Source organism: Syntrophales bacterium, from assembly GCA_023229765.1.
Taxonomy (GTDB): domain Bacteria; phylum Desulfobacterota; class Syntrophia; order Syntrophales; family UBA5619; genus DYTH01.
Window position 1 is genome coordinate 21,521 of sequence record JALNYO010000028.1, and the last position, 24,499, is coordinate 46,019.

Genomic DNA, 24,499 nt, shown 5'->3' on the forward strand with positions numbered 1-24,499 from the left:
CCCCAGCCGGACTATTCATACCACGAACTAATCTCTGCAAGCGGCTCACGCTCCGTTTTATAGAGGTTTACCGGCGAGGTCTCATCCGCGTAACCGAGCGCGATGGCAAGAAGTATCTCTTTTTCCTTAGGAATGCTGAGGGCATCGGCAATTTCGTCGGAATAGGCGGTGACAAGCCCGATGGGACACGTCGCCAGCCCTTTTGCCTCGGCCGACAAAAGCAGATAAGAGACGCTAAGGCCCACATCGAGATACCGAAGTCGGGGAAATAATTTATCCATGATGACAATAATTGCGATGGGTGCGCCATAAAAGGAGCAGCTTCCCTGCTCAATAAAGCTGTTAAACTCCATCCCCAACTCTGAAATACGTGGTTTTAACCCCCGAGATGCGCCTCGCGAACGACTTGCATAGCGCTCCGGAAGGGGGTTTGCCGTGCCGGGTCCGCAGGAAACCTTTTGTTCCCCATGCGCCTTTAAGAGCCGTCGGATAAGGCGTTCCTTTTCTTCGCCGTAGGTCACGACAAACTCCCAGGGCTGAAGGTTGATGGCGGAGGGGGCAAGGTGTGCGTACTCAAGCAATTCTTCTACCTCTGCCCGGGAAACTGGTTTATCCAGAAAAACCCGGGCGCTTCTTCTTTGCTTCATGGCGGCAAGCAAATCCATGCTTTCATCCTTTTTTCGAACGGCCGGAAAAACGTTCACGATGAACGGTTTGACCTTCATTTTAAATCATAGTAATACAGAAACCGGCTGAGAACAAGAGCCTTTTAAAATGCGAGGTTATTCAAAATGGAAAGAGCCCTGATCTGGTTTAAGTGCGCCGCCCTGCATGACCCGGTGCGGCCGGTGATGAAAAAACCGGCCCTTATCGGCTGGGAAGCCAAGCAGCGCGATGTTCAACTGGTCATCGAACGGCCCTTCCGGGGCGATGAACTGCTCCTCCGGATGAAAGGCTGGTTCACTGCGGATGTGGAAAACGCGATCGCCATTCTCAAGCAATACGGCAGCCTCCGGGTGCTCAATGACTACGACCTGGTTATAGAGGCAAAAAACATGGCCGATCTGGACGCTCTTTCCAAGAAATTGCAGGAAGTATTCGGCGCAGAAGTATGGGTCGAACATATCACCAGGCAGCGGCTGGAATAAAAGTGATAAGCCCCTGGTCAACCGCTGCACGCCTCCACAGAAAGGTGAATGTCTTTAGCCGGCAAAAGTTGAAAACAACATTTTGATCAGTATTTTCCGCAGCTTTGCGCTGCCTTCTTCCTTAACGGAACTGCAAGTCTGCAAATACAAGTGTTGTAAGTAAAGATTCTGGGACTTTTACTGAATGCCGAATGAAACGTGCAAAGCCTGGCAGCTGATTGTCCAGTCACCTGCAACCGAAAAGAGCTTTGTTCCTAGGGCCTATCAAATAAAAGTTGACAAATGTTGACAGCTGTGAATATGATGCAGTCATGAATAATCGCAAACTTAACATCAACAAAATAGAGGAAAGCGCTGAGCGGCTCGGCTTTAACAAGTCTAAACTTGCAAGTATCGTTGAAGTTTCGAGGGAAACCGTATCGCAATGGTTTAAAGGGGAAAAGTTCCCGCGACCAGACAAGCTGTTGAAGCTAGCCATGGCCCTGGGGCTGAATTTTAATGAGATTGTATCAAGTCTTCCCTCTGAAAATGAACCTGTTGTCGCATTCAGAAAAAAAGGTAATCACAAGATCACAGATCAATATCTTGAGGAAGCCCGCGACACTGGAAGAATTCTGTCCAATCTTATCCCTTATCTTCCCTTTGACAGGCTTACCCGACCAAAAACCCTGATCCACCCCCAGCTTGATTATCCTTATATCCAGCAGGTTGCAAAAAAAACAAGAAGCCAGATTGGCAAGGTTCAGAATGAAGCCATAGAGTTTGAAGATTTAATTAATTTTTTTAACGACCTTAACGCCGTCATCATTCCCGTCCTGTGGGGAAGCAAAGACAGACATGAAAACGCCCTCCACATCTATTTGCCGGCGTCAATGACGACATGGATATATCTGAATCTGGACTGTAATATTCATGATTTCAAATTCTGGATGGCCCATGAGTTGGGGCACGTCTTAGCGCCGGAGTTGCACGACGATAAAGGAGAAGATTTTGCCGATGCCTTTGCCGGGGCCTTGCTTGTTCCCGAGGAAATCGCTGCTATCGAATACCAGCATTTGAGGAAAACAGACAAAATTTCCCTCCAAATCAATCATATAAAATCGGTTGCCGAAAGATTATGTGTGTCTCCGCTGACGGTTTATTTGGAAATCAATAAATATGCCCAACAGTGTAAACTTCCGAACATTGATTTGACAGATCATCAGGAAATATACAAGGCAAACACCAACTTTAATAAGGCATTCAAAACCATCAGTGAATGTCTTTTTAAAGATAAGACACCCGCGCCGGATCAATATATCAGATCCGCCACAGATCATTTCGGCAGTCCTTTTTTTGGTTCCCTGAAGACATATATTAAGGAAAACAGGAAACCGGCAAGTTTTGTCCAGAGCATCCTCAGAATGTCCTTGCTTGATGCCAGGAATATTTATGAGGCGCTCTAACCATGCCTCAGATAAAAATCCTAATAGACTCCAATGTTTATTTCCGTCTTGCCCAAACTATTCATCCCCTTCTTCAGATTGAATTCGGAAAGGAGAGACATTGCCTTTACGTGATCAAGGAGCTTCAAACAGAATATAATAAGAGTCCGCGACTCAAGAGCATGTTCTATTGGGTTAATGAACCTGAATACAAGAAGAACCGGGCCTGTGAACTGAATATTTCGAGAAAAAACAAACAGACAATAACGCAAGTATACGATTTTATAAAGGACTATGCAAAAGATTCATATCCTGGACTTTCAAGGGTGGATATTACCGCGTTGGCGCATGCCTATGTGCTGGATATCCAGATCGTAACCGACGATTCAGATATGTTGGCGTTAGCCGAAGATTTCAACATCAAAACATTAAAAACACTGGATATTCTGAGGCTGATGCTGGATTGCCGGCACATAGACATCACTGTCGTGAGGCAGATTGCATCATATTGGAATTATGCTGAAGATAAACCAAAATCATTTGCATTGGATTATAAAAAGCTATTTAAGGAACTACCGCCCAAATAACCGCCTATCGAAATCCGTATGGTATTATGTAACTAATATCTGATTGACACAAGACGATGACCTTTCTATACTTCGCCAGTTCAGAGACGATTTTTTATCAAAGCATTATGCGATAAGCGACAATGCCTGCCGGCGCCCTCTTTAACCGGCAAAGCACTTTATCCATAAAACCTTTATAGAGACAGGAGTGAAAGGATTCATGCCCAAACTCGATTGGATCGGCAAGAAAGCCGTCGTTAACCATCACCGCGAGGTGCCGTTCCACTTACTGCGCAGCAATGATGACCTCTCCGTGGGCGATCCCGGCAGCGGGAACCTACTCGTGCAGGGAGACAACCTGATTGCGCTCAAGGCCCTATTGCCCTACTACGCCGGGCAGGTGAAGTGCATCTACATCGATCCGCCCTACAATACCGGGAATGAAGGCTGGGTTTACAACGACAACGTGAACAGCCCCGAGATGCGGGAGTGGCTGGGCAGGGCCGTGGGGAAGGAAGCGGAAGATCTTTCACGGCATGACAAGTGGCTCTGCATGATGTATCCGCGCCTGTCTTTGCTGCGAGAGTTTCTGCGCGATGATGGGGCGATTTTTATCAGCATTGATGATAACGAGTATGCAAACCTTTGTTTGTTGATGCGGGAGGTTTTTGGAGAGCAAAACGAAGTTGCCACTTTGGTCTGGGAGAAAGGTAAGAAAGGCGATTCCAAGCTTGTATCCGAGACACACGAATATATTGTGATCTTTGCCCGGAATAAAGGCTATCTAACGTCAAAAAACATCAAATGGCGCAAGAGGAAGGCAGGTGTTGACGCAGTTCTTCAATACTACGCCGATCTTCGTGTCAGCCTTGGAAAGGACCATAGCAGTATTCGTAAGGCCATGATGTCATGGTATCGATCATTCGAGAAGAAAGACCCACGAAAAGCCCATAAACATTACAAATGGTCTGATGACAGGGGGCTTTATTTCGCAGCCGATTTTGCTGGTCCGGATGACGGTAGGGAAAGCCGTCCACGTTATGACATCATACATCCAAGAATGGGAAAACCGTGTGCCAAACCCTCAACGGGCTGGCGTTGGGATGAGGAAACTACACGCAAGGCTCTCGCTGAAACACCACCCCGTATTCACTTTGGCAAGGATGAAACGACAATACCAAACCGTAAAAGCTATCTAAAGGAGGTGGATCAGGAGCCTTTGATGAGTGTCTTTTACAAGGATGGACGAGCCGCTACGCTTGAAGTCGAAGGCATCCTTGGCGCAGGAGCGTTTCCGTTTCCCAAAGACTCCGAATTGCTTGCCGATTTGATTGGTGTCGTTGCCGATGATGACGACATCGTTCTGGATAGCTTTGGTGGATCAGGCACAACGGCCCATGCTGTAATGAAACTTAATCAAGCTGTTGGTGGCAGCAGGAAATTCGTCCTTGTGGAGATGGATAGGGAGGTTTGCCGGACAAAGACCAAGGCACGCTTGGAAAAAGCTATTGCGGGCTATACATACATTCCCAGAAAAGGTAAACCATCTTCTGTTGCAGCGCTCGGTGGCGGTTTTCGCTACTGCGAATTGGGGGAGCCGCTCTTTGACGAACGGGGCAATATCCGTTCCTCGGTATGCTTTTCCGACTTGGCCCGCCATGTCTATTTCACTGAAACCGGTGAACCGCTGCCCACTACAGTCGCTTTGGACAGCCCACTTTTGGGTATCCACAATGGCACGGCGGTCTATCTTCTGTACAACGGCATTTTGAAAGACAAGACGCAGCGGGGCGGTAACGTTCTGACCACGAATATTTTGGGTACGCTACCCGCCCACGACGGATCAAAAGTCATATACGGCACGGCCTGCCGCATTGACCACGAACGGATGCGACGAGAGGGAATCGTCTTCAAGCAGTTGCCATACAAACTGAAAGTGGGGGGCGCATGATTCTGAAGAGATATCAGTCCGACGCGCTGGATTGGTTTGAGAAGTTCCTCAAACGCTGCCGAGAAAGCGGACAGCCGCGGGAAAGCTATGCCCAAACCACGCAGGAGTGGCGCGACATGGCATTGTTCTACCGCCCCTTGCGCACCCTCGAAACAGTTCCTTATGTCTGCGTACGCATTCCCACCGGTGGCGGAAAGACGCTCGTCGCCGGCATGGCCATTGAACGGGTGAACAGGAGTCTGCTGCATGTTCCCTATAGCCTGAGCCTCTGGCTGGTGCCGTCGGAGCCGATCCGCGAGCAGACCCTGAAGGCGCTACGCGACAAGACATCGATTCTCTGTCAGTCGGTTTCGTCGGCACTGGGGGAGTTGACTGTGCTCGACATCGAGGGGGCTTTACGAGTGACCCCGCATGTGCTGAACGGCTCGAACGTGATCATTGTCGCTACGATGCAGGCCTTCAAACAGGAGGAAACGGGGCGCCTGAGCGTCTATAAGCAGAACGGCAGCCTGATGGAGCACTTCGAGGGGATCAGCGATCCTGAAGTGCGCGGAAACGGATCGCTGGTTGATGTGTTGCGACTGCGCAGCCCCTTTGTCATTGTGGACGAGGCCCATAATCAGGGGACGTCTCTGGCCTTTGAAACCCTGGCGCGTTTTGAACCATGTGCCATCCTGGAACTCACGGCGACGCCGGACCGAATCTGGCAACCAAGCAATGTTCTCTTCAGTGTTTCTGCCTCCGTCCTGCACTCGGAAGATATGATCAAGATGCCCCTCACATTGGTGCAGCGGCCCAACTGGCTCGATGCCCTGCGCGATGCGATTGCCTGTCTGAATCAATTGCATCAGGCCGCCGAAGCGGAAAGATCGGCAGGAGGAAACTACCTGCGCCCGATCATGCTGCTGCAAGCAGAGCGCAGGGATGCGGATCACGAAACTTTGACGCCGGAGCGGGTCAAAAAAGCGCTGACGGATGACTTCGGCATTCCCGAACGTGAGATTGCCATCGCCACCGGAACAATGGACGAAATTGCGGATATCAATATCCTGTCCGAAAATTGTCCATTCCGCTTTATCATCACCGTGGACAAACTGCGCGAAGGGTGGGACTGTCCTTTTGCTTATGTGCTGTGCTCGTTGCGCAACACCAGTTCGGCCACGGCGGCGGAACAGATACTGGGGCGCATTTTGCGCCAGCCTTATGCCCAAAAGAAGGACCACCCGGAACTGAACATGGCTTATGCCTATTTGACATCGAGCAACTTTGCCGCCACGGTCGAGAGTCTGAAAGACGGTCTGGTGCGGAACGGCTTTGAACGGCAGGAGGCCAGGGAGCTGATCAACATCCCGGATGGAGCGCAAACCGAAGACCTTTTCAGTCAGCAGCAGACGAGCATTACCTACAGCACACCGGAGCTGCCCGAGACAGAGTCGATTCCTGACACGCTGATGAAAAAGATCGAGATCACCCCGGAGAATGGTTCTATCACGCTGAAGGGTTCTTTTACCGAAACCCAGGTGAAGACTTTGCAGGATGTTTTTCACACGCCAGCGGGAAAGCAGGCCGTGCAGGAGGCCATTACCCGGATGAGGTCGCCCCGCAAGGCCCCTCCCAAGTCACCCGCGGAACAAGGAGAATTGTTCAAGGTACCCCGGCTGCAGTTACGGCAGGGTGGGTTGTGGGAACCCTTCGAGGAAACCCACCTGTTGCAGGGGGACTGGAGCCTGATAGACTATCCTTGCGATCTGCCGTCTTTCAGCAAGGTAAACCAAAACCCTCAAGGCGGCTTGATGTATCTGGAGAAGGAAAAAGTGAAGTTCACCTTTTTTCAGCCCGGCATCGCGGAGCCAGTCTTGTTCGAGTACCAGTCGGGCTGGAGCCAAGCGTCTCTAGTCTATTGGTTGGACCGAAACATTTATGACGAAAACCTGTTGCCGGATGAAAAGGCGGCTTTTCTGAACAAGGCCATCGATTGGCTGAAAGCCAACGGCTTCACGCTGGAAGAACTTGCGTATGCAAAGTTCCGGTTGCGAAACGCACTGGAAGCAAAGATCGGCGAAGCCAAAAGGCTTGCCATGAAGCGGGTTCACCAGGAGCTTTTGCTTACGCCGGAGGAATTTGTTGTCAATGACAGAAACCTGGTTGTGTTTGAACAGGGGCGGTATGCTTATGACTCAATCTATTGCGGATTTACAGAATTGCCCAAGCACTTTTTCCCGCTAATCGGCAATCTGAAGGGAGATGGCGAAGAATTCGAGTGTGCGCTCTTTTTGGCGACGCAGCTTGAAGGGGTCAATTGCTGGGTTCGCAACGTTGAGCGCAAGCCGACGTCTTTTTCACTACAAACCGGCAGTGACCGCTTTTATCCCGACTTTCTCTGTCAGATGGTAAATGGCACTGTTCTGGCCGTTGAATACAAGAACAGTCGTGACTGGGATTTGCCGGAAAATATCGAAAAACGTCAACTCGGTGAACTGTGGGAGCGGCGCAGCAACGGCAGTTGCTTCTTCACTATGCCCAGGGGTAAAGACTTTGAGGAAATTCGGCGTAAGGCTGGGGAGGCGTTGAAAATCAAATAGTCCGTAGATAGATATTATACAAAGTAGATAGATATTATACAAAAAAGTTAGGATTCTCAGCTCGAAGTGGTGATCCTCGCTCTAATTTCGGATAACCATTCTGGATTTGTGCAATCCCCTTTTATTTCTTGATTACATTCGCACATTACCAAAAGAAGGCCCGTACAAAAATTCATCACCCTCGGTTCTCGACTTCAATAATCGTTAGATGGGAACGATTTCCAGTTTCATTGACTTGTAGATAACGTAAAAGTACGGATCAACCGGATGAACCACAATTATGTTTCAGTTGTATTTCTGTTTAAATATTCGAACGATGGCATGTAAATTCGATGTTTTAAAGAAATAAAAGCCATTTTTTGAAAACAAGCAAAAGGCTGCTCATCATACTGTTGTAAGTTATCTTGATACAAAAATGTTCACGATTCAGATATTATCTCTGCACTCACAATAAATAACATAATATATTCAATTACGTACACTGATGGCATGGATATCGCCTATATTATCCACAATTGCCGTGACGCGCGTGATTGGCAAAAAAATTTATCAGGAGGCACAGGTTATGGACCATTCAGTGAAAGTGAAAAAAAGCTTGATGATCTGCTTCATGATCATCGCCATGTTTACAATCTTTGCTCCGGGGCTTTTTGCCTCAGAGGAAGAAAAACCGGCTACGGACGTTACAGTCGCGGTTCTCAGCCAGTACCTGTGGAGAGGCTACGAATTAAGCAGAAACGGAGTAGTGATTCAGCCTTCGCTGACGGTTGGGTATAAGGGTTTTTCCGTTAATATCTGGGGAAACCTGGATGCAAAACCCTATTACAGCGGAGCAGCTCCCGACAAGAGTTACAGCAGCGCGTGGAATGAGACCGATGTTACCTTAGCTTACTCCAAGGCAATGGAACCCTTCACAGTAGGAGGAGGTTACATCTACTACGGCCTGGGCGCACTTAATCAGGATTTGGCGGATCGACTGGATTCCCAGGAGATTTTCGCTTCGCTGGGGCTGAACACCCTCTTGTCGCCGACCTTGACGGTTTACAAGGAAATCGACCACTACCACAACTGGTATATGCTGCTCGGGATTTCGCATGTTTTTGAACTCAGCAAAATAATGTCTTTGAAACTTGCCGCATCGGCGGGCTATTTGTTGAGCAACGATGAAACGACCTATCCGAAATTCGACGGCAATGCCTTGGCGACAACGGATAAGTTCAACAATTTTCATGACGGAAGCGTAACGGCCTCAATGCCGCTCAAGGTCATGAAATATGTAACGGTGACGCCGATTGTTTCTTATGTATTTCCTCTTTCCCGCGATGCGAGAAATGAAATGAAGGGTTTCGGACTGAAGGGAACAGCGACCAACGCCGAGCGGGACAGCTCCTTCCTTTACGGGGGCGTATCAGCGAGCTTTTCCTTCTGAAAAGACGGCCATAAAATGATGGCAGCAAAAAGATTGGCACAATGAAGAAAACGGTCCCTCCTCGGATGCGGCAATGCTCGCCTGCCCCCTTAGGAGGGACCGATATGAAACCCGCTTACAAATTTTCAGCGGGTGATGTTCCCGACCACCAGATGGGGTTAGTAGTTTTCAGCCAACTCTTCAAAATAGGCCTGGGGATGCTGACACGCAGGGCAGATTTTAGGGGGCATCTTGCCCTCAAAAATATAACCGCAATTCCGGCAGTGCCATCTCACGGCTTGCTCCTTGCGGAAGGCCTTCCCGGACTCGACATTCGCCAGCAGCCTTCGGTAGCGCTCCTCATGAAACTTTTCCACCTTAGCAATCTGCTCGAAAGAACGGGCAACTTCAGAAAAACCCTCTTTTTTTGCCGTTTTTGCGAAGTCTGCATAGAGGGTGGTCCACTCCATTTTTTCGCCGTCCGCCGCTGCGGCAAGATTCTCCTTTGTTGTGCCTACCATTCCCGCCGGATAGGCAGCGGTAATCTCCACTTCGCCGCCCTGCAGGTGCTTGAAAAATACCTTGGCGTGCTCCTTTTCGTTATCCGCCGTCTCCGTAAAAAAGGCCGCGATCTGTTCGAAGCCTTCCTTCTTCGCCGCGCTGCTGAAATATGTGTAACGGTTTCTCGCCTGCGACTCTCCAGCGAAGGCTGCCAGCAAATTCTTTTCCGTTTGCGATCCCTTGAATTCCTTTGCCATTTTATACCTCCTGATTGTTAAATGAGTACAAACTGTTTTTTCTGCCGCCCGATTACGCCTTACCTTCTTTGGGGCTGGCAAAGGCGGCCTTCTCGACCTTTTCTCACATAAGCCCTTTCAGGTCAAGCCGGCAAATTTTCAGTTAAAAGTTTACTGATAGGGTCAGGATAGTCTCCCGGGACGGGGCACGACCGGCAAAGACAAAATAATCAGTAATCCAGTTGAAACGCTGGTCGAAGAGGTTGCGGCATTCAAGGTTGACGCTGCCTTTCCTGCCGGGGAATTCGTAACCGATTTTGACGTCGGTAATCCAGATGTCTTCATCGTCTCTACTGATCGCTTCAAATCGCGAATGGCGCCAGGTCTCCGATATACCCGCCGAAAATCCCAGCGCATGGACATACTTCAGGCCAGCCGTGACTCTGTGGTCTTCCCGGTTGGCCTCCGGCAGACTTTCGTCTTGCAAGTCCTGATAGCGATAGCTCGCTGCCAGCCCCACACCATGCCATAGGAGCTGATTGATCACCACTTCCGCTCCTTTCATACGGCCCCTCTCCCGCTGCTCTACGATTGCCGTAGAAGCATCGATCAACTGATGCGCATACTCCTTTTCCAGGTAGAAACCGCCTATGGACAAGAATCCCGATCTCCATTCCCTCTCCCAAGTGAGATCTCCTTCCCTGATGGCTGCCCCCTGAAAGTTGTTGCGCAGTACCGTGATACCACCGATGTCCATCGGATCGATTCTGCTTGTAATATAGGGCAGCAAATAGCGAAATGCGGCCAGTCGGAAGGTGTCCTGAGCGGTCGGGGTAAAAATGATGCCGAAACGGGGATTGAATTCGTTAAGCGTCCAAGCCGTTTTGTAAAGGGGGTCACTGTTCTCCATCCGATCAAAGTATAGCGCACCCTCGGCGCTCAAGTATCTATTGATCTTCCAAATATCCTGAAGGTAGTAGCTCTGAGAGCTCCGACTCGTCTCGGTTTGAATCGGATTCCGATAAAGGTTGATGCTGACATCGGTCAGGATACCACCGGTTTTCACCTGATTAACATCTGCCGAGCTGACTCCTTCCAAATCGTTTTCTCCCCAATACTGGGCGCATCCAAGTATCAACTGATGCGCCCCAGCCTTGAAGAGAAACTGACCCTGCATCTGGCGGTAAGGCGTCTCATTCCATCCGGAAAATAGTGTCTTTCCAATTGCGGTCATGGGCGGTGGTCCAGAGAGGTCCTGGCTGAAACTCCTCAGATCGTGGATATCAGTGGTTGAACTCAACCGACTGAAATGCAGCAGCACATCCGAACGGGGTGAAAAATGGTGGTGGTATCCCAGTTCGACACGGCTCAAGCTGTTTTCCGTCCAGGCATCCGGTTCCTGCAGCGCGTCCCATTCGTAGCGCGGGTAGCCGGTATCTTTTTGTTTCGACTTCTGACTTGAGTAAACAGCCATTAAACCGTCTTTCATTGTTGGATCCCATTTCCCGTAAACGGCAAAATTGCCGGCACGTTCGCCGTTCGTGCTGCGCCAACCGTCCGTCTCCTGATAAAGGCCACCCGCCGCCAGGGCCAAGTTCAGAGCGGGAATGGCGCCATCGAGAAAGACTTCACCCCCGCTGGTCTGCATTTCGCCGAACGAGCCACTTACGGTCGCATGAACGGCGGGTTTTTCAAAGAATGCTGTGTATTCATTGAATGTGTTGAATGTGTTGACGTTGGCCGGTTGCAGTAGGCGCGACAGCAGCGATTCCCCGGCGAAGGCCCAAGAGCGGTCATCAGCATCCCGCAGGGCGCCGGACAAAAAGAGATGTCCTCCGGAATTATTGTAATCCTGCTTGATGGAAGCCATCGCCTTGTTTTTTGCCCAGGCGGAAAGGCCGAGTTGGTTATAAAGGACTGACAGATCAATGTTCTTCGAAGCCAGATCCCGGTCGAGCAGAAAGCGTGAGCGGTACACGGCCCGATTGTCGTTGAGCGACACTGCCCGGTTAATCGCGGCGATGGCCTCCGTCGGCCGGTTGAGGTCGCGCAGGATGAGCGCCTGGTAGAATTCGGGGGTAGGGTCACGGGGATCGAGAATAGCCGCTGTTTTGAGTACATCCAGGGCCTTGTCAAAACGTTCGAGCTGATAGAGCATTTTCCCCCAGTAGCTCAAGAATAGCGACCGCCGTGGTTCGAGGAGAACGGCAGTTGTGATCTCTTCCAGGACCTGCGCAGAATCGCCCTTCCGCATATACGCGAGTCCCAACCCCATGTGCGGCTCACCAAGGGAGGGATCGAGTTCGGACGCTATTCGGAAAGCGGCAATGGCCTCATCGGTACGCCTTCCAGCCAGAAGTACAAATCCCTCGAGGTTGTAAACATTACCATTTTGCGGGGCGAGCCGTCGAGCCTTTTCCAAATTTTCCAAAGCCTGATCGGTCAGCTCCATGCCAAATTGAAGCCGGGCAAGATTGACAAGAGCAAGAACATTTTCACCGTCAAGGCGGAGCGCCTGTTTGAATGATTTCAGTGCGCGGTCCATGTCGAACGCGGCCTGAAAAGCGTAACCCTGAATGATGAAGGCGTTGGCCGAATCCGGCGCGGCTTGTACCGCCTTGTCGGCGGCTTGCAGCGCCTCCGCTTTTCGACCAAGAATAATGCGGGTAAGGGCCAGCAGACTCCACCCGGAAGCCTCTTCGTGATTGCGCAAAGTGAAATCCGCCATTTGCCGTTCGGTCTGTTTCACATTTCCCGCTTGAAGGTCCGCCAAGGCCACCCGAACCTCCGAAGGAACACCGCGGTCATCAAAAAGGGGCGGAACCGGGATCGTCCACTGAACGGCATCTTCCGGGGTCAGAAGTATGCTCTTGGTTATCGGTTTGCCAGGTCGGGCAACCGCCTGTTCACCAGTTCGGACGTCTATAGAACTTAAATCGTTACTTGCAGTGATTCTCCCTTCCAGAACGGCTACGGTTGCAACCCCGTCATCGCTCAATTTCAAATCGAGTTCGGTACCCCGAACGCCCGCGACCATGCCGAACGCCTCAATATCTATCCGTGTATTCCTGTTCTTGTTGCGGAACCATCCCTCGCCAGCATTCAGCATATAACGGGAGCTCGATACATTTCTGATAGTTTTTACAACAACATTCCGGATCAGGTTCCAACCGGCATTTTCGGCAACATCCTTCAGGGTAAAGCGGGAATTACGATTTAATTGCAGGAGGGTTTCATCTGACAGAACGATGGCGATCCACCCATCGGCTCCCGTGCGGATGACATCGCCATGGTTAAGAATCTGACCCGGTACGACCGCCTTGGGGGTCATGCTGATAATCTCGACTTGACCGCGTGTATGAATGACCTTCCCCGCGGGAACATCGGCAGCCCAAGCTCCATTAAATTGAAGCAGCCAGCAGAAACATCCTGCTAAAAATATGAAGTACCTTTTATGGATGCAATTTTTCAATACTTTTCCACTCCCAAATTATTTACTGCTGTCGCATCTCCGCCGCCTTCTGCAAAATGTAAAGCACCTCCGCCATGCCGATTCTGTGGTCGCCATTGACATCTGCTTCGTTGTAAATCGGCTGGGCAAGCGCCATGTTATTCATAACCTGTATGGCCAAAACGGCATCAATCAAGTCCACATTCTTATCGTTGTTGACATCCCCGGAAGTGACAATGAACAACGTAATCACTGAATGTATCGTGGCTTCATTGCCAACGATATCATTAGCTTTTACAGAAATGGCATTGTCTCCCTCGGCCAAATTGGTCGTTGTCACTGACCATGTTGTTTCGGTAGGATACGTAACCGTTCCTACAGAAGCGGTGGGACAGACAACCGCGACTTTGGCACTTGCTTCCCTCGTACCGGTCAGGGTCTGGTCTGTCTGACTGGTCGGACTTTGCACCGGATTCAGACTAAACACCGGCGCCGTCTGATCGAGCGTGATCGTTCGCGTCTCCGTCGTCTGGTTCCCAGCATTGTCCGTCGCGGTCACCGTAAGCGCATTCGCCCCGGCAACCAACGTGACGGTATCGCTGAATGCCCCATTGACGCCGATCGTCGCATCCTTCCCATTCACCGTCAGCGTTTTCACCCCCGACGTCACATCGGTCACTATACCGGCGACATTCAACGTCGGGTTGTTCGTGTAAGCCCCATCCGACAACATCGAAAGCGTCAGAACCGGCGCGACCGTATCCAGAGTAACTGCATAGGTGTACGTCTGTGACCAGTTCCCCGCACTGTCCTTAAACTGGATATAAAGCGTCCGTAAACCGGCGCCCGTTCCAAGATCCCAAGGCAAGCTGCTCGAGTATGCCTGTTCTTCTCCCCAGATGGCTCCGTCATTGCTCAAACGTAATTTTACGATATCCTGAGCTGACGTAGCAAACGTCAAAATAGCAATATTGTTGTTGGTATACGAGCTACCGTCATTCACTATTCCCTCAATCAGCGGCGCTGCCGTATCCACTACCCAGGTCGCCGTGGTTGCCGAAATCTCCGCCTGCCAATTCCCTGCCGCATCCCTGCCAATTACGTATACCGTATGACTCCCTTCCGATATAGCAGTCAAGATTATAGGGTCGGTCGCAGCCGCCTCTTGGGAATAGCCGCCGTTGTCCAGCTTATACCGGTAAGCAGTCACACCGGCACCGGCAATATTCAAGATTGCGCCGGTAAGCTTCGTCGGTGATCCCGGCAATCCGGAAATCTCTGCCACAGGAGGCGTGATGTCGTAAATAATATTTCTCTGCACTATCGTCTGGTTGCCGACTGTATCGGCAGCGGTTGCTATCACCGCATAGGTCTTCTCCACCGCCAGGGTGATCGCCTGCTCAAAGGCGCCGGCTGTTACCGCAGGAGAAAAAGTGTTTGTCCCATCGGTAAGCGTGAGTGCAACTGCCGTAAGATCCACGACCGTACCTTTAATAATCATGCTGCCCTGGTTGGTTCTGATATCCTGAGCGGGAACGGTTATCGCCAATGAGGGTCCCTGATTGTCATAGGTCACGGACCTTTTGCCTGCACCCTTGTTGCCGACACGATCCGTCACCGCTATGTCGATCGTGTTTACGCCGTAGGTCAGCGTCAACGACAGATTGAAGTTATTGCCGCTCATCGTCGCCGCCTGCGCAACGCCGCCGTTTAACGTTATCTCAACGGTCGAGGTCTCGTCCACGCTCCCCGTCACCGTCACATCCGAAACCCCTGTCTTGCTGTTGTCCGTAGGCGCGGTTATCGTCAAAGCTGGCGCCGTCTGATCGAGCGTGATCGTTCGCGTCTCCGTCGTCTGGTTCCCGGCATTGTCCGTCGCGGTCACCGTAATCGCATTCGCCCCGGTAACCAAAATGACGGCATCACTGAATGTCCCATTGACGTCGATCGTCGCATCCTTCCCATTCACCGTCAGCGTCTTCATCCCCGACGTCGCATCCGTCACCGAACCGGCAACATTCAACGTCGGATTGTTCGTGTAGGACCCATCCGACAACGTCGAAACCGTCAGAACCGGCGCCGCCGTATCCAGAGTAACTGCATAGGTGTGCGTCTGTGACCAGTTGCCCGCACTATCCCTGAACTGGATATAAAGCGTCCGTGAACCGGCGCCCGTCCCAAGATCCCAAGTCAAGCTGCTCGCGTATGCCTGTTCTTCTCCCCAGATGGCCCCGTCATTGCTCAAACGTAATTTTACGATATCCTGGGCTGACGTAGTGAACGTCAAAATAGCCATATTGTTGCTGGCATACGAGCTACCGTCATTCACTGTCCCTTCAACCAATGGCGCTGCCGTATCCACTACCCAGGTTACCGCTGTCGCCAACCCCTCTGCCTGCCAATTCCCCGCAGCATCCTTGCCGATAACATAAACCGTATGACTGCCATCGGATAGAGTGGCCAAGGATATTGGATTGGATGTCGCCGCCTCTTGTGAGTAGCTGCCGTTATCCACCTTATACCGGTAAGTAGTCACACCGGTACCGGCAATATTCAAGGTTGCGCCCGTAAGCATGGTCGGTGATCCCGGCAATCCGGAAATCTCTGCCACAGGGGGCGTTGTATCCAGCATGATCGTCTTTTCAAGAGCAGTCTCATTCCCCGCCGCATCGATGGCTCTGAAAACAATGGCATTGTTCCCCTCAGTTAGACTGGATATCGTCACGCTCCAGGAGGTATCCGTAGAATAAGTCACTGTCCCTATGGTAGCCGTTGGACAGGTTACCGTTACAACGGTGTTCGTCTCTCTGGTTCCCGTCAGGGTCTGACTCGATTTATTCGTCAAGGTTGCAAAGGCATCTACGGACATCTCCGGCGGCGTGATGTCGTAAATAATATTTCTCTGCACTATTGTCTGGTTGCCAATTGCATCGGCAGCGGTCACTGTCACCCCATAGGTCTTCTCCACTGTAAGGGTGATCGCCTGCTCAAAGGCACCGGCTGTTACCGCAGGAGAAAAAGTGTTTGTCCCATCGGTAAGCGTGAGCGACACGGTAGTCAGATCAGTCACCGTGCCCTTGATGATTATGCTGCCCTGGTTGGTCCTGATATCCTGAGCGGGAACGGTTATCGCTAATGACGGCCCCTGATTGTCATAGGTCACCGTCCTTTTCCCTGCGCCCTTGTTGCCGGAACGATCCGTCACCGCGATGTCGATCGTGTTTGCGCCGTAGGTCAGCGTCAACGATAGATTGAAGTTGTTGCCGCTCATCGTCGCCGCCTGCGCAACGCCGCCGTTTAACGTTATCTCGACGGTCGAGGTCTCGTCCACGTTCCCCGTCACCGTCACATCCGAAACCCCTGTCTTACAGTTGTCGGCCGGCGCGGTTATCGTCAATACCGGCGCCGTCTGATCGAACGTGATCGTTCGCGTCTCCGTCGTCTGGTTCCCGGCATTGTCCGTCGCGGTCGCCGTAATCGTATTCGCCCCAGTAACCAAAATGACGGCATCGCTGAATGCCCCATTGACGCCGATTGTCGCGTTCTTCCCGTTCACAGTCAACGTCTTCACCCCCGACGTCGCATCCGTCACCGATCCGGCAACATTCAACGTCGGATTGTTCGTGTAAGACCCATTCGACAACGTCGATACCGTCAGAACTGGGGCCACCGTATCCAGAGTAACCAAATAGGTGTACGTTCGTGACCAGTTGCCCGCGCTATCCTTGAACTGGACATAAAGCGTCCGTACGCCGTCGCCCGTCCCAAGATTCCACGTCAAATTGTTCGCGTACGCCTGTTCTTCTCCCCAGATAGCTCCGTCATTGCTCAAATGTATTTTTACAATATCCAAGGTCGATGGGATAAACGCCAAAGTAGCCGTATTCTTCATGGCATATGGACTACCGTCATTCACTGTCCCCTCAACCAGCGGCGCTGCCGTATCCACTACCCAGGTCGCCTTGGTTGCCGAAATCTCCGCCTGCCAGTTCCCTACCGCATCCCTGCCGATAACATAAACCGTATGACTGCCATCGGAAAGAGCGGTCAAGGTTATAGGATCGGTCGCAGCCGTCTCTTGCGAGTAGCCGCCATTGTCCAGTTTATAGCGGTAGGCCGTCACATCTGCACCGGCAATATTCAAGGTTGCGCCGGTAAGTTTCGTCGGCGATCCCGGCAATCCGGAAATCTCCGCCACCGGAGGTGTTGTATCCAGAGTAATCGATCTATCAAGGGCGGTCTCATTTCCCACGGCATCCACGGCTTTGAAAACAATGGCATTGTTCCCCTCAATCAGACTGGATATCGTCACACTCCAGGAGGTATTCGTAGGATAAGTTATCGCCCCTACCGTAGCCGTTGGACAGGTGATTGTTAATGTGGTGTTGGCTTCTTTCGTTCCCGTCAACGTCCGACTCAATTGATTCGTCAAGGTCGCAAAGGCATCGATCGTCATCTCAGGCGGCGTAATGTCGTAAATGATATTTCTCTGCACTATCGTCTGGTTGCCCACTGCATCAGCAGCGGTTACCGTCACCGCATAGGTCTTCTCCACCGCCAGGGTGATCGCCTGCTCAAAGGCGCCGGCTGTTACCGCAGGAGAAAAAGTGTTTGTCCCATCGGTAAGCGTGAGCGACACGGTAGTCAGATCAGTCACCGTGCCCTTGATGATTATGCTGCCCTGGTTGGTTCTGACATCCTGAGCGGGAACGGTTATCGCTAATGACGGCCCCTGATTGTCATAGGTCACCGTCCTTTTCCCTGCGCCCTCGTTACCGGCACGATCCGTCACCGCTATGTCGATCGTGTTTACGCCGTAGGTCAGCGTCAAGGGCAAGTTGAAGTTCTTGCCGCTCATCGTCGCTGACTGGGCAGCGCCCCCGTTTAACGTTATCTCGACGGTAGAGGTCTCGTCCACGCTTCCCGTCACCGTCACATCCGAAACCCCGGTCTTGCTGTTATCGGCAGGTGCGGTTATCGTCAACACCGGCGCCGTCTGATCGAGCGTGATCGTTCGCGTCTCCGTCGTCTGGTTCCCGGCATTGTCGGTTGCTATCACCGTAAGCGTGTTCTCCCCGGCAACCAACGTGACGATATCACTGAACGTCCCGTCAACGCCGATCGTCGCCTCCTTCACGTTCACTGTCAGCGTCTTCATCCCCGACGTCGCATCCGTCACCGATCCGGCAACATTCAACGTCGGATTGTTCGTGTAAGACCCATCCGACATGGTAGAAAGCGCCAGAACCGGCGCCATCGTATCCAGATTAACTGTATAACTATGCGTATGAGACCAATTGCCGGCGCTGTCTTTAAACTTCACGTAAATAGTCTTTGCACCGTCGCTCGTCCCAAGATTCCAGGTCAAACTGCTCGCGTACGCCTGTTCTTCTCCCCAGATGGCCCCGTCATTGCTCAAACGTAATTTTACAACATCCGCGGTCGATGGAGTGAACGTCAATATAGCCGTATTCTTCATGGCATATGGACTACCGTCATTCACTGTCCCCTCAACGAGCGGTGCAATCGTATCCACTACCCATGTTACCGATGTCGCCAATTCCTCCACCTGCCAGTTCCACGCCGCATCCCTGCCGACCACGTAAACCGTATGACTACCCTCCGACATAGCAGTCAAGATTATAGGGTCGGTCACCGCTACCTCTTGTGAGTAGCTGCTGTTGTCCACCTTGAACCGATAGGCAGTCACACCGGCACCGGCAATATTCAAGGTTACGCCCGTAAGCTTCGTCGGCGATCCCGGCAATCCGGAAATCTCCGCCACAGGCGGCGTTGTATCCAGAGTGATCGATCTATCAAGGGCGGTCTCATTCCCCGCAGCATCCGCCGCCTTGAAAACAATGGCATTGTTCCCTCCAGTCAGACTGGATATCGTCACGCTCCAGGAGGTATCCGTAGGATAAGTCACTGTCCCTATGGTAGCCGTTGAACAGGTAACCGTTATAATGGCGTTCGTCTCTCTGCTTCCCGTCACGGTCTGACTCGATTTATTCGTCAAAGCCACTAAGGCATTGACGGCCATCGCAGGCGGTGTGATATCGTAGATAACATTTCTCTGCACTATCGTCTGGTTTCCCACTGCATCGGCAGCCGTCACCGTCACCGCATAGGTCTTCTCCACCGCCAGGGTGATCGCCTGCTCAAAGGCGCCGGCTGTTACCACAGGAGAAAAAGTGTTTGTCCCATCGGTAAGCGTGAGCGACACAGTAGTCAGATCAGTCACCGTGCCCTTGATGATTATGCTGCCCTGGTTGGTTCTGACATCCTGAGCGGGAACGGTTATCGCCAACGACGGCCCCTGATTGTCATAGGTAACGGTCCTCTTTCCCGAACTGTTGTTACCTGCACGATCCGTAACTTTTACATCGATCGTGTTTACGCCGTAGGTCAGCGTCAACGACAGATTGAAGTTGTTGCCGCTCATCGTCGTCGCCTGCGCAACGTCACCGTTTAACGTTATCTCGACGGTTGAGGTCTCGTCCACGTTCCCCGTCACAGTCACATCCGAAACCCCTGTCTTGCTGTTGTCGGCAGGCGCAGTTATCATCAAAGCCGGCGCCGTCTGATCGAGCGTGATCGTTCGCGTCGCCGTCGTCTGGTTCCCAGCATTGTCGGTCGCGGTCACTGTAAGCGCATTCGCCCCGGCAACCAACGTGACGATATCACTGAATATCCCGTCAACGCCGATCGTCGCGTCCTTCCCATTCACCGTCAGCGTTTTCCCTCCCGACGTCGCATCCGTCACCGAACCGGCGACATTCAACGTCGGATTGTTTATATAAGCTCCATCCGGCAACGTCGAAAGCGTCAGTACCGGGGCCACCGTATCCAGAGTAATCAAATAGGTATACGCTTGCGACCAGTTGCCCGCGCTATCCTTAAATTTTGCGTAAAGAGTTTTTGAGCCGTCACCGGAAGCAAGCGTCCATGTTCCCACTGTTGCGTAGGCCTCGGCATCCGACCAGGTTACGCCATCGTTGGAAAACCTCATCTGAACCACGCTACCGGCATCGGTTGCGGAAATCGCAATGGTGACCGTCCCGTTATTCGCGAGAACAGCCCCCCCACTCATGGAGACGGAACCTACCGGTGGGGAAATGTCGGCAAAGGCCGCCGAAACGCTCTTGTCCGCATCCATCGCAACGTCGCAGGCGGATGCCGTGCCGGAACATGCGCCCGACCAGCCGGCAAAGGTGAATCCTGAATCGGGCGATGCGGTAAGGGTAACCGCCGTGCCTGAATTGTATGTTTCCGTGCAATCAACACCGCAGTTTATCCCCGCAGGATTGCTTGTTACAGTCCCCAAGCCGTTCCCCGTTTTCGCGACCGTCAAGGCAGCGGTCAACGGCAACATAGAGATGTCCACGACGGTCTCCTGTCCGGCCTGTACCTGCACATTCGGTATCGTTGCGCTCTGGTATCCGTTAGCTTCCGCCTGGACACTGACCGTGCCGGCCTCCACCTTAAGTATAAAATCGCCATTGCTGCTGATCGCGCTTCCCAGGCTTGCCAGTATGGCCGCGCCGGAGATCCGCGCCTGCGCCGTATCACTCAGGATAATTCCCCGAATGGTTCCTATATCGGGGGCCACCGGCCGGTAAATCCGCAAATCATAATTCGTCTCAGCGCCAAACACAGCGGCGTCGTATTGCCGGACCCTCACATAATAGATACCCTTTTCAGGGGCCGTCCAGGAGAGCAATTCATCCTGTCCGTTGAACCCATCATCAACCGAGGTCAGCAACGTTTCCCCATCGGTATCGTACAGGTCAAGGACAACGTCGGCATATTGGCCCAGATTCGAGGCCTTGATTTCGTAAACGATCCCTGCATGGGCGTAAAATTTCGCCCAATCTTCGTCACCGGTCGCGTGAAAGTTATGGATTTGCGGATAGTCGTGATTCAGGACAATGACACTGGCCTTGGCATCACTGTCGTCGATTTCGTAATTGTCCTCGCCTGTATAGACGGCCACGGTGCCGGACGTGGCCGACGTCTCTCCGTCCGTGCCCTCAACGTAATAGCTCAAACCAGATTTGACCACCTCATTGCCGGGAATGGTCGCTTCCAGGAAATCGCCGGATTTGGTCATGGTGAGAGCTGTCCAATCGTTTTTCTCACCTGAGCGGTAGTAAAGGGTGGCCTGAGAAAGGGGAACTCCTTTCAGAACGGATATTTTGACGACCAGCGGCTGGCCCTGCGTCCAGGAGATCGGCAACTCTGGATAGGCATCGCTTCCTTCTGCCAGGAAAAACGATGAAAAGTGATTCGTCGAAAACTTGAATTCCTTGGTCAGGAGATCGACAAAGCCCTGAACCAGACGGATGAGGCCATCGTCTCTGCGGTAGTAAACCCGCAAACGCCTCTGTGAAGCATCGCTTATTTCCTTATGGTTGTAGCCTATGGCCATCTGAACCGGTTCTGTAAAGGCCTTCGTGCCGTTCTCGAGCGATACATCAAAACCGATCCCCATTGGCGTTATCCCTGGCAGCGCCGCCAATTCACTTTCCGGCTTCCTCACCACCAGATTCGTATCGCTCACTACGGCGCTGGCGGGTAGTTTAAGGGTAACGCCCATGGCAAGCTCAAGTTCGACATCTTTCCCCTTCTCCAGCGATTCAGTGACAAGCTGATCTGACGACATGGACATCGGTTGCGTCGAGGGATTGCTTTCCGGCAGGGAGGTAAGGACGTTGCCCTGACCGTCTTCCACCATGATATAGTACTCAATGCCGTTTACAGTATGCTCCGCAGGTATCCAGGCTTGATGGACATTATCGACGAGGTCCATAACAGTCTGCTGAAACACCGTCTCTCCAATGCCCCGGAAGTATAATTTTGCAATTAAATCCGGATACTTCTTCGTATACACTTCCGCCGCTCTAATTTTAATGTTGACCGGCCTGCTGACCAGCGTCTTATTCTTTTGAATGTAAAGCACGCCTCTGGGGCGGGCAAAGGCAATGGCAGATTCATTGGTGCTTGCATCTCTATATTTCGCATAGATATATTTGGTGCCGTCCCCTTTGAACTCCTTTGTTGCCGCAAAGGTTTCCCAACTGGCAGGAGGTGGAAATTCGGGGTCTTCAGTGATTTTCATATCGATTGGCGGACCATCAGCGCCAAGCGAAAGGGTCAGCACGGGATTTTTAACCGTGCCTGAGCGTTTAAGTATCGAGATAAATGGATTTGTGGGGCCAAGAATTACTGCGCCGGCATATGGGAGGAGTGTTGAGAAATTCGATATTCCCTTCACTAGGTCATCATACTTATCATATACATCCATATCAATGTCTGATGCATTGATCGTTCCCCACCAGTTATCGGTTGTATCCAGTGTAGTCCCCGATCCGCCAGAGTAAGAAAGGTCATAGGATGTGTTGCCGTAGAGATTGTTATTATGAATTGTCCAGTTCGAATTGGACACGGAAATACCGGAAGAACTATTGCCAGTAATCGTATTTGTAGACACAGAGCCAGACCCGCTACCTAAAGAAAGTCCGGAACCTGCATTGTTACGTATCGTATTGCCGGAGATTGTTTGCCCGCTCCCCGAACCAACGCTAATCCCTCCATTATTCGATTCAACCGTGTTGTTTTGGATAGTAATGTTTTGACCCTGTACGATATTAACGCCATTACCCGTGTTGCTTTGGATGGTATTACCACTGATAACGGTCGGTTGACCATCACCAAAGACTTGAATCCCTGAGGAAGCATTGTTCTTAATAGCGTTGTTCTGGATAGTGGCATGGGCCGACGGACCGAAACCTCCGCCCCCAAGATTGATACCACAATCACCAGTATTGTTGATTACGGTATTGCTGTCGATGACAACATTGGCAGTGTTGTAGTGGACCTTAATTCCGCCAGCACCACCTCCGTAGCCGGAACTCCCAGAGTTACTGTCAACGGTATTGTTACTAATGGTAATAACGGCCGAGTTTCCGCCAACATGGATGCCACCCGCTCCGCTATCGTTACCATTGCCAGTATTATTGGTGATTGTATTGCCATCAACCAAAGTGGACGCGCTTATGGACCTGAGGGTTATGCCACCCCCTCTTTGCTCACCAGCGTTGTTCGACAGAACATTGCCTTTGATAATAGCACTCCCACCGTCAATGGCAATACCGCCGCCAGTAATACTATAGCCGTTACCAATTTTTTGGCTGTGGTGGATATTATTATTGGTAATCCGAATATTCGGCGGATTGGTTGCGTATATGCCCGCACCTTTGGTATAGGCTATCTCGCAGTTGTCGATAAAGGGAGCAGCGCTTTCCACGATCACAGCATCCGGTACTGAACCGCCACCGGCATACTCGATTTTGCAGTGCTGCAAAATGCTGCCGCCAGTATAGTTGCCGGAATCATCAAAGGTAGCGTCAATGCTTGAATCGGTGAATTTGATGAATCCCCAGCTTCCTGCCACGGGACTCGCCAGACTGGAGGTGAAGACGACCTTGTTTTCACTCGTCCCTCTGGAAATCAACGTCCCGTCCACCTGAATGGCCTTGCCGCTGTCGATCTTTATGGTAACACCCGACTCAATAGTTAAAGTAAGGCCGGAGGGAACTATGAGATTATCGTGCATCACAAAGGTAAAGCCCTGTAATAATGTCAAATCCGATATGAGTTTGCCGCCAATGGGAATAGCGGTAGGCGAGTTAGGGTCAATAGCTGTCACTCCGATAGAAACCTGATTGGTGATCCCCAGATTGTCAGTTATACGGAACGTGGCAGTATAGTTCCCTGACGTGGAATATGTATGGGTGCTATTACCTGTGTTGGTGGAGTTCCAATCAAATGTCCCGTCTCCATCAAAATCCCATTCATATTTGGCAATGGAGCCGTCGCTATCTGTACCTGACCCAGTAAAGGTAGGTGTAAACGGTATGTTACCAAAGAAGGGGGATACGTTAGCTGAGATACTGGGAACATTGTTGGAAGTACCGCCTGCCGACATAAGGACACTGCCCAGGTTGATCGTCCCCTTGGTCAAATCATCATTACTGTCGTAAACATGAGCCGATATCTCCACTGCATTAGTTGTACCCCACCAGTTATCGGTCGCATCCAGCGTAGTCCCCGATCCGCCAGAGTAAGAAAGGTCATAGGATGTGTTGCCGTAGAGATTGTTATTATGAATTGTCCAGTTCGAATTGGACACGGAAATACCGGAAGAACTATTGCCAGTAATCGTATTTG

At 51.5% G+C, this 24,499-nt stretch carries 10 protein-coding genes; 6 read left to right on the top strand and 4 right to left on the bottom strand.

Features of this window, described 5'->3' with window-relative positions; translation table 11 throughout:
- Positions 1–11 precede the first annotated feature (11 nt).
- Positions 12–725 (bottom strand): nitroreductase, encoded by a 714-nt coding sequence (locus M0P74_13165; protein MCK9364535.1) that lies wholly within the window; start codon positions 723–725, stop codon positions 12–14.
- Positions 726–791: 66 nt separating this feature from the next.
- Between M0P74_13165 and M0P74_13170 the strand changes: the two genes are divergently transcribed.
- The 6 genes from M0P74_13170 to M0P74_13195 all read left to right on the top strand — a co-directional run bounded on the left by M0P74_13170 (position 792) and on the right by M0P74_13195 (position 9,100).
- Positions 792–1,148, top strand: coding sequence for a hypothetical protein (locus tag M0P74_13170; GenBank protein ID MCK9364536.1), 357 nt, complete (start codon positions 792–794; stop codon positions 1,146–1,148).
- Between the two features lie 311 nt (positions 1,149–1,459).
- The gene (locus M0P74_13175; GenBank protein ID MCK9364537.1) at positions 1,460–2,593 is read left to right on the top strand and encodes an XRE family transcriptional regulator; all 1,134 of its coding nucleotides are present in this window, start codon (positions 1,460–1,462) and stop codon (positions 2,591–2,593) included.
- A gap of 2 nt (positions 2,594–2,595) precedes the next feature.
- On the top strand, positions 2,596–3,159 hold the full coding sequence (locus M0P74_13180) for a hypothetical protein (protein MCK9364538.1): 564 nt from the start codon (positions 2,596–2,598) through the stop codon (positions 3,157–3,159).
- 187 nt (positions 3,160–3,346) lie between these two features.
- Entirely contained in the window at positions 3,347–5,089 is a 1,743-nt protein-coding gene (locus tag M0P74_13185) for a site-specific DNA-methyltransferase (protein ID MCK9364539.1), read from the top strand.
- Positions 5,086–7,671 (top strand): DEAD/DEAH box helicase family protein, encoded by a 2,586-nt coding sequence (locus tag M0P74_13190; GenBank protein ID MCK9364540.1) that lies wholly within the window; start codon positions 5,086–5,088, stop codon positions 7,669–7,671. The genes M0P74_13185 and M0P74_13190 overlap by 4 nt, the downstream gene beginning before the upstream one ends.
- Before the next feature lie 565 nt (positions 7,672–8,236).
- Positions 8,237–9,100 carry a hypothetical protein gene (locus M0P74_13195; GenBank protein MCK9364541.1) on the top strand — a complete coding sequence of 288 codons (864 nt, stop codon included), beginning with the start codon at positions 8,237–8,239 and terminating at the stop codon, positions 9,098–9,100.
- Between the two features lie 158 nt (positions 9,101–9,258).
- Here the strand turns inward: M0P74_13195 and M0P74_13200 are convergent, their stop codons facing one another.
- From M0P74_13200 to M0P74_13210, 3 genes are all read right to left on the bottom strand, one after another.
- Positions 9,259–9,837, bottom strand: a complete 579-nt coding sequence (locus tag M0P74_13200) for a rubrerythrin family protein (protein ID MCK9364542.1) — start codon at positions 9,835–9,837, stop codon at positions 9,259–9,261.
- 142 nt (positions 9,838–9,979) lie between these two features.
- Positions 9,980–13,147 (bottom strand): tetratricopeptide repeat protein, encoded by a 3,168-nt coding sequence (locus M0P74_13205; protein MCK9364543.1) that lies wholly within the window; start codon positions 13,145–13,147, stop codon positions 9,980–9,982.
- A gap of 163 nt (positions 13,148–13,310) precedes the next feature.
- Positions 13,311–24,461, bottom strand: a complete 11,151-nt coding sequence (locus M0P74_13210) for an Ig-like domain-containing protein (protein MCK9364544.1) — start codon at positions 24,459–24,461, stop codon at positions 13,311–13,313.
- Positions 24,462–24,499 lie beyond the last annotated feature (38 nt).

Coding starts and splice junctions, on each gene's coding strand:
- M0P74_13165 (MCK9364535.1), bottom strand. CDS start 725: ATGAAGGTCAAACCGTTCATCGTGAACGTTTTTCCGGCCGTTCGAAAA.
- M0P74_13170 (MCK9364536.1), top strand. CDS start 792: ATGGAAAGAGCCCTGATCTGGTTTAAGTGCGCCGCCCTGCATGACCCG.
- M0P74_13175 (MCK9364537.1), top strand. CDS start 1,460: ATGAATAATCGCAAACTTAACATCAACAAAATAGAGGAAAGCGCTGAG.
- M0P74_13180 (MCK9364538.1), top strand. CDS start 2,596: ATGCCTCAGATAAAAATCCTAATAGACTCCAATGTTTATTTCCGTCTT.
- M0P74_13190 (MCK9364540.1), top strand. CDS start 5,086: ATGATTCTGAAGAGATATCAGTCCGACGCGCTGGATTGGTTTGAGAAG.
- M0P74_13195 (MCK9364541.1), top strand. CDS start 8,237: ATGGACCATTCAGTGAAAGTGAAAAAAAGCTTGATGATCTGCTTCATG.
- M0P74_13200 (MCK9364542.1), bottom strand. CDS start 9,837: ATGGCAAAGGAATTCAAGGGATCGCAAACGGAAAAGAATTTGCTGGCA.
- M0P74_13205 (MCK9364543.1), bottom strand. CDS start 13,147: ATGACCCCCAAGGCGGTCGTACCGGGTCAGATTCTTAACCATGGCGAT.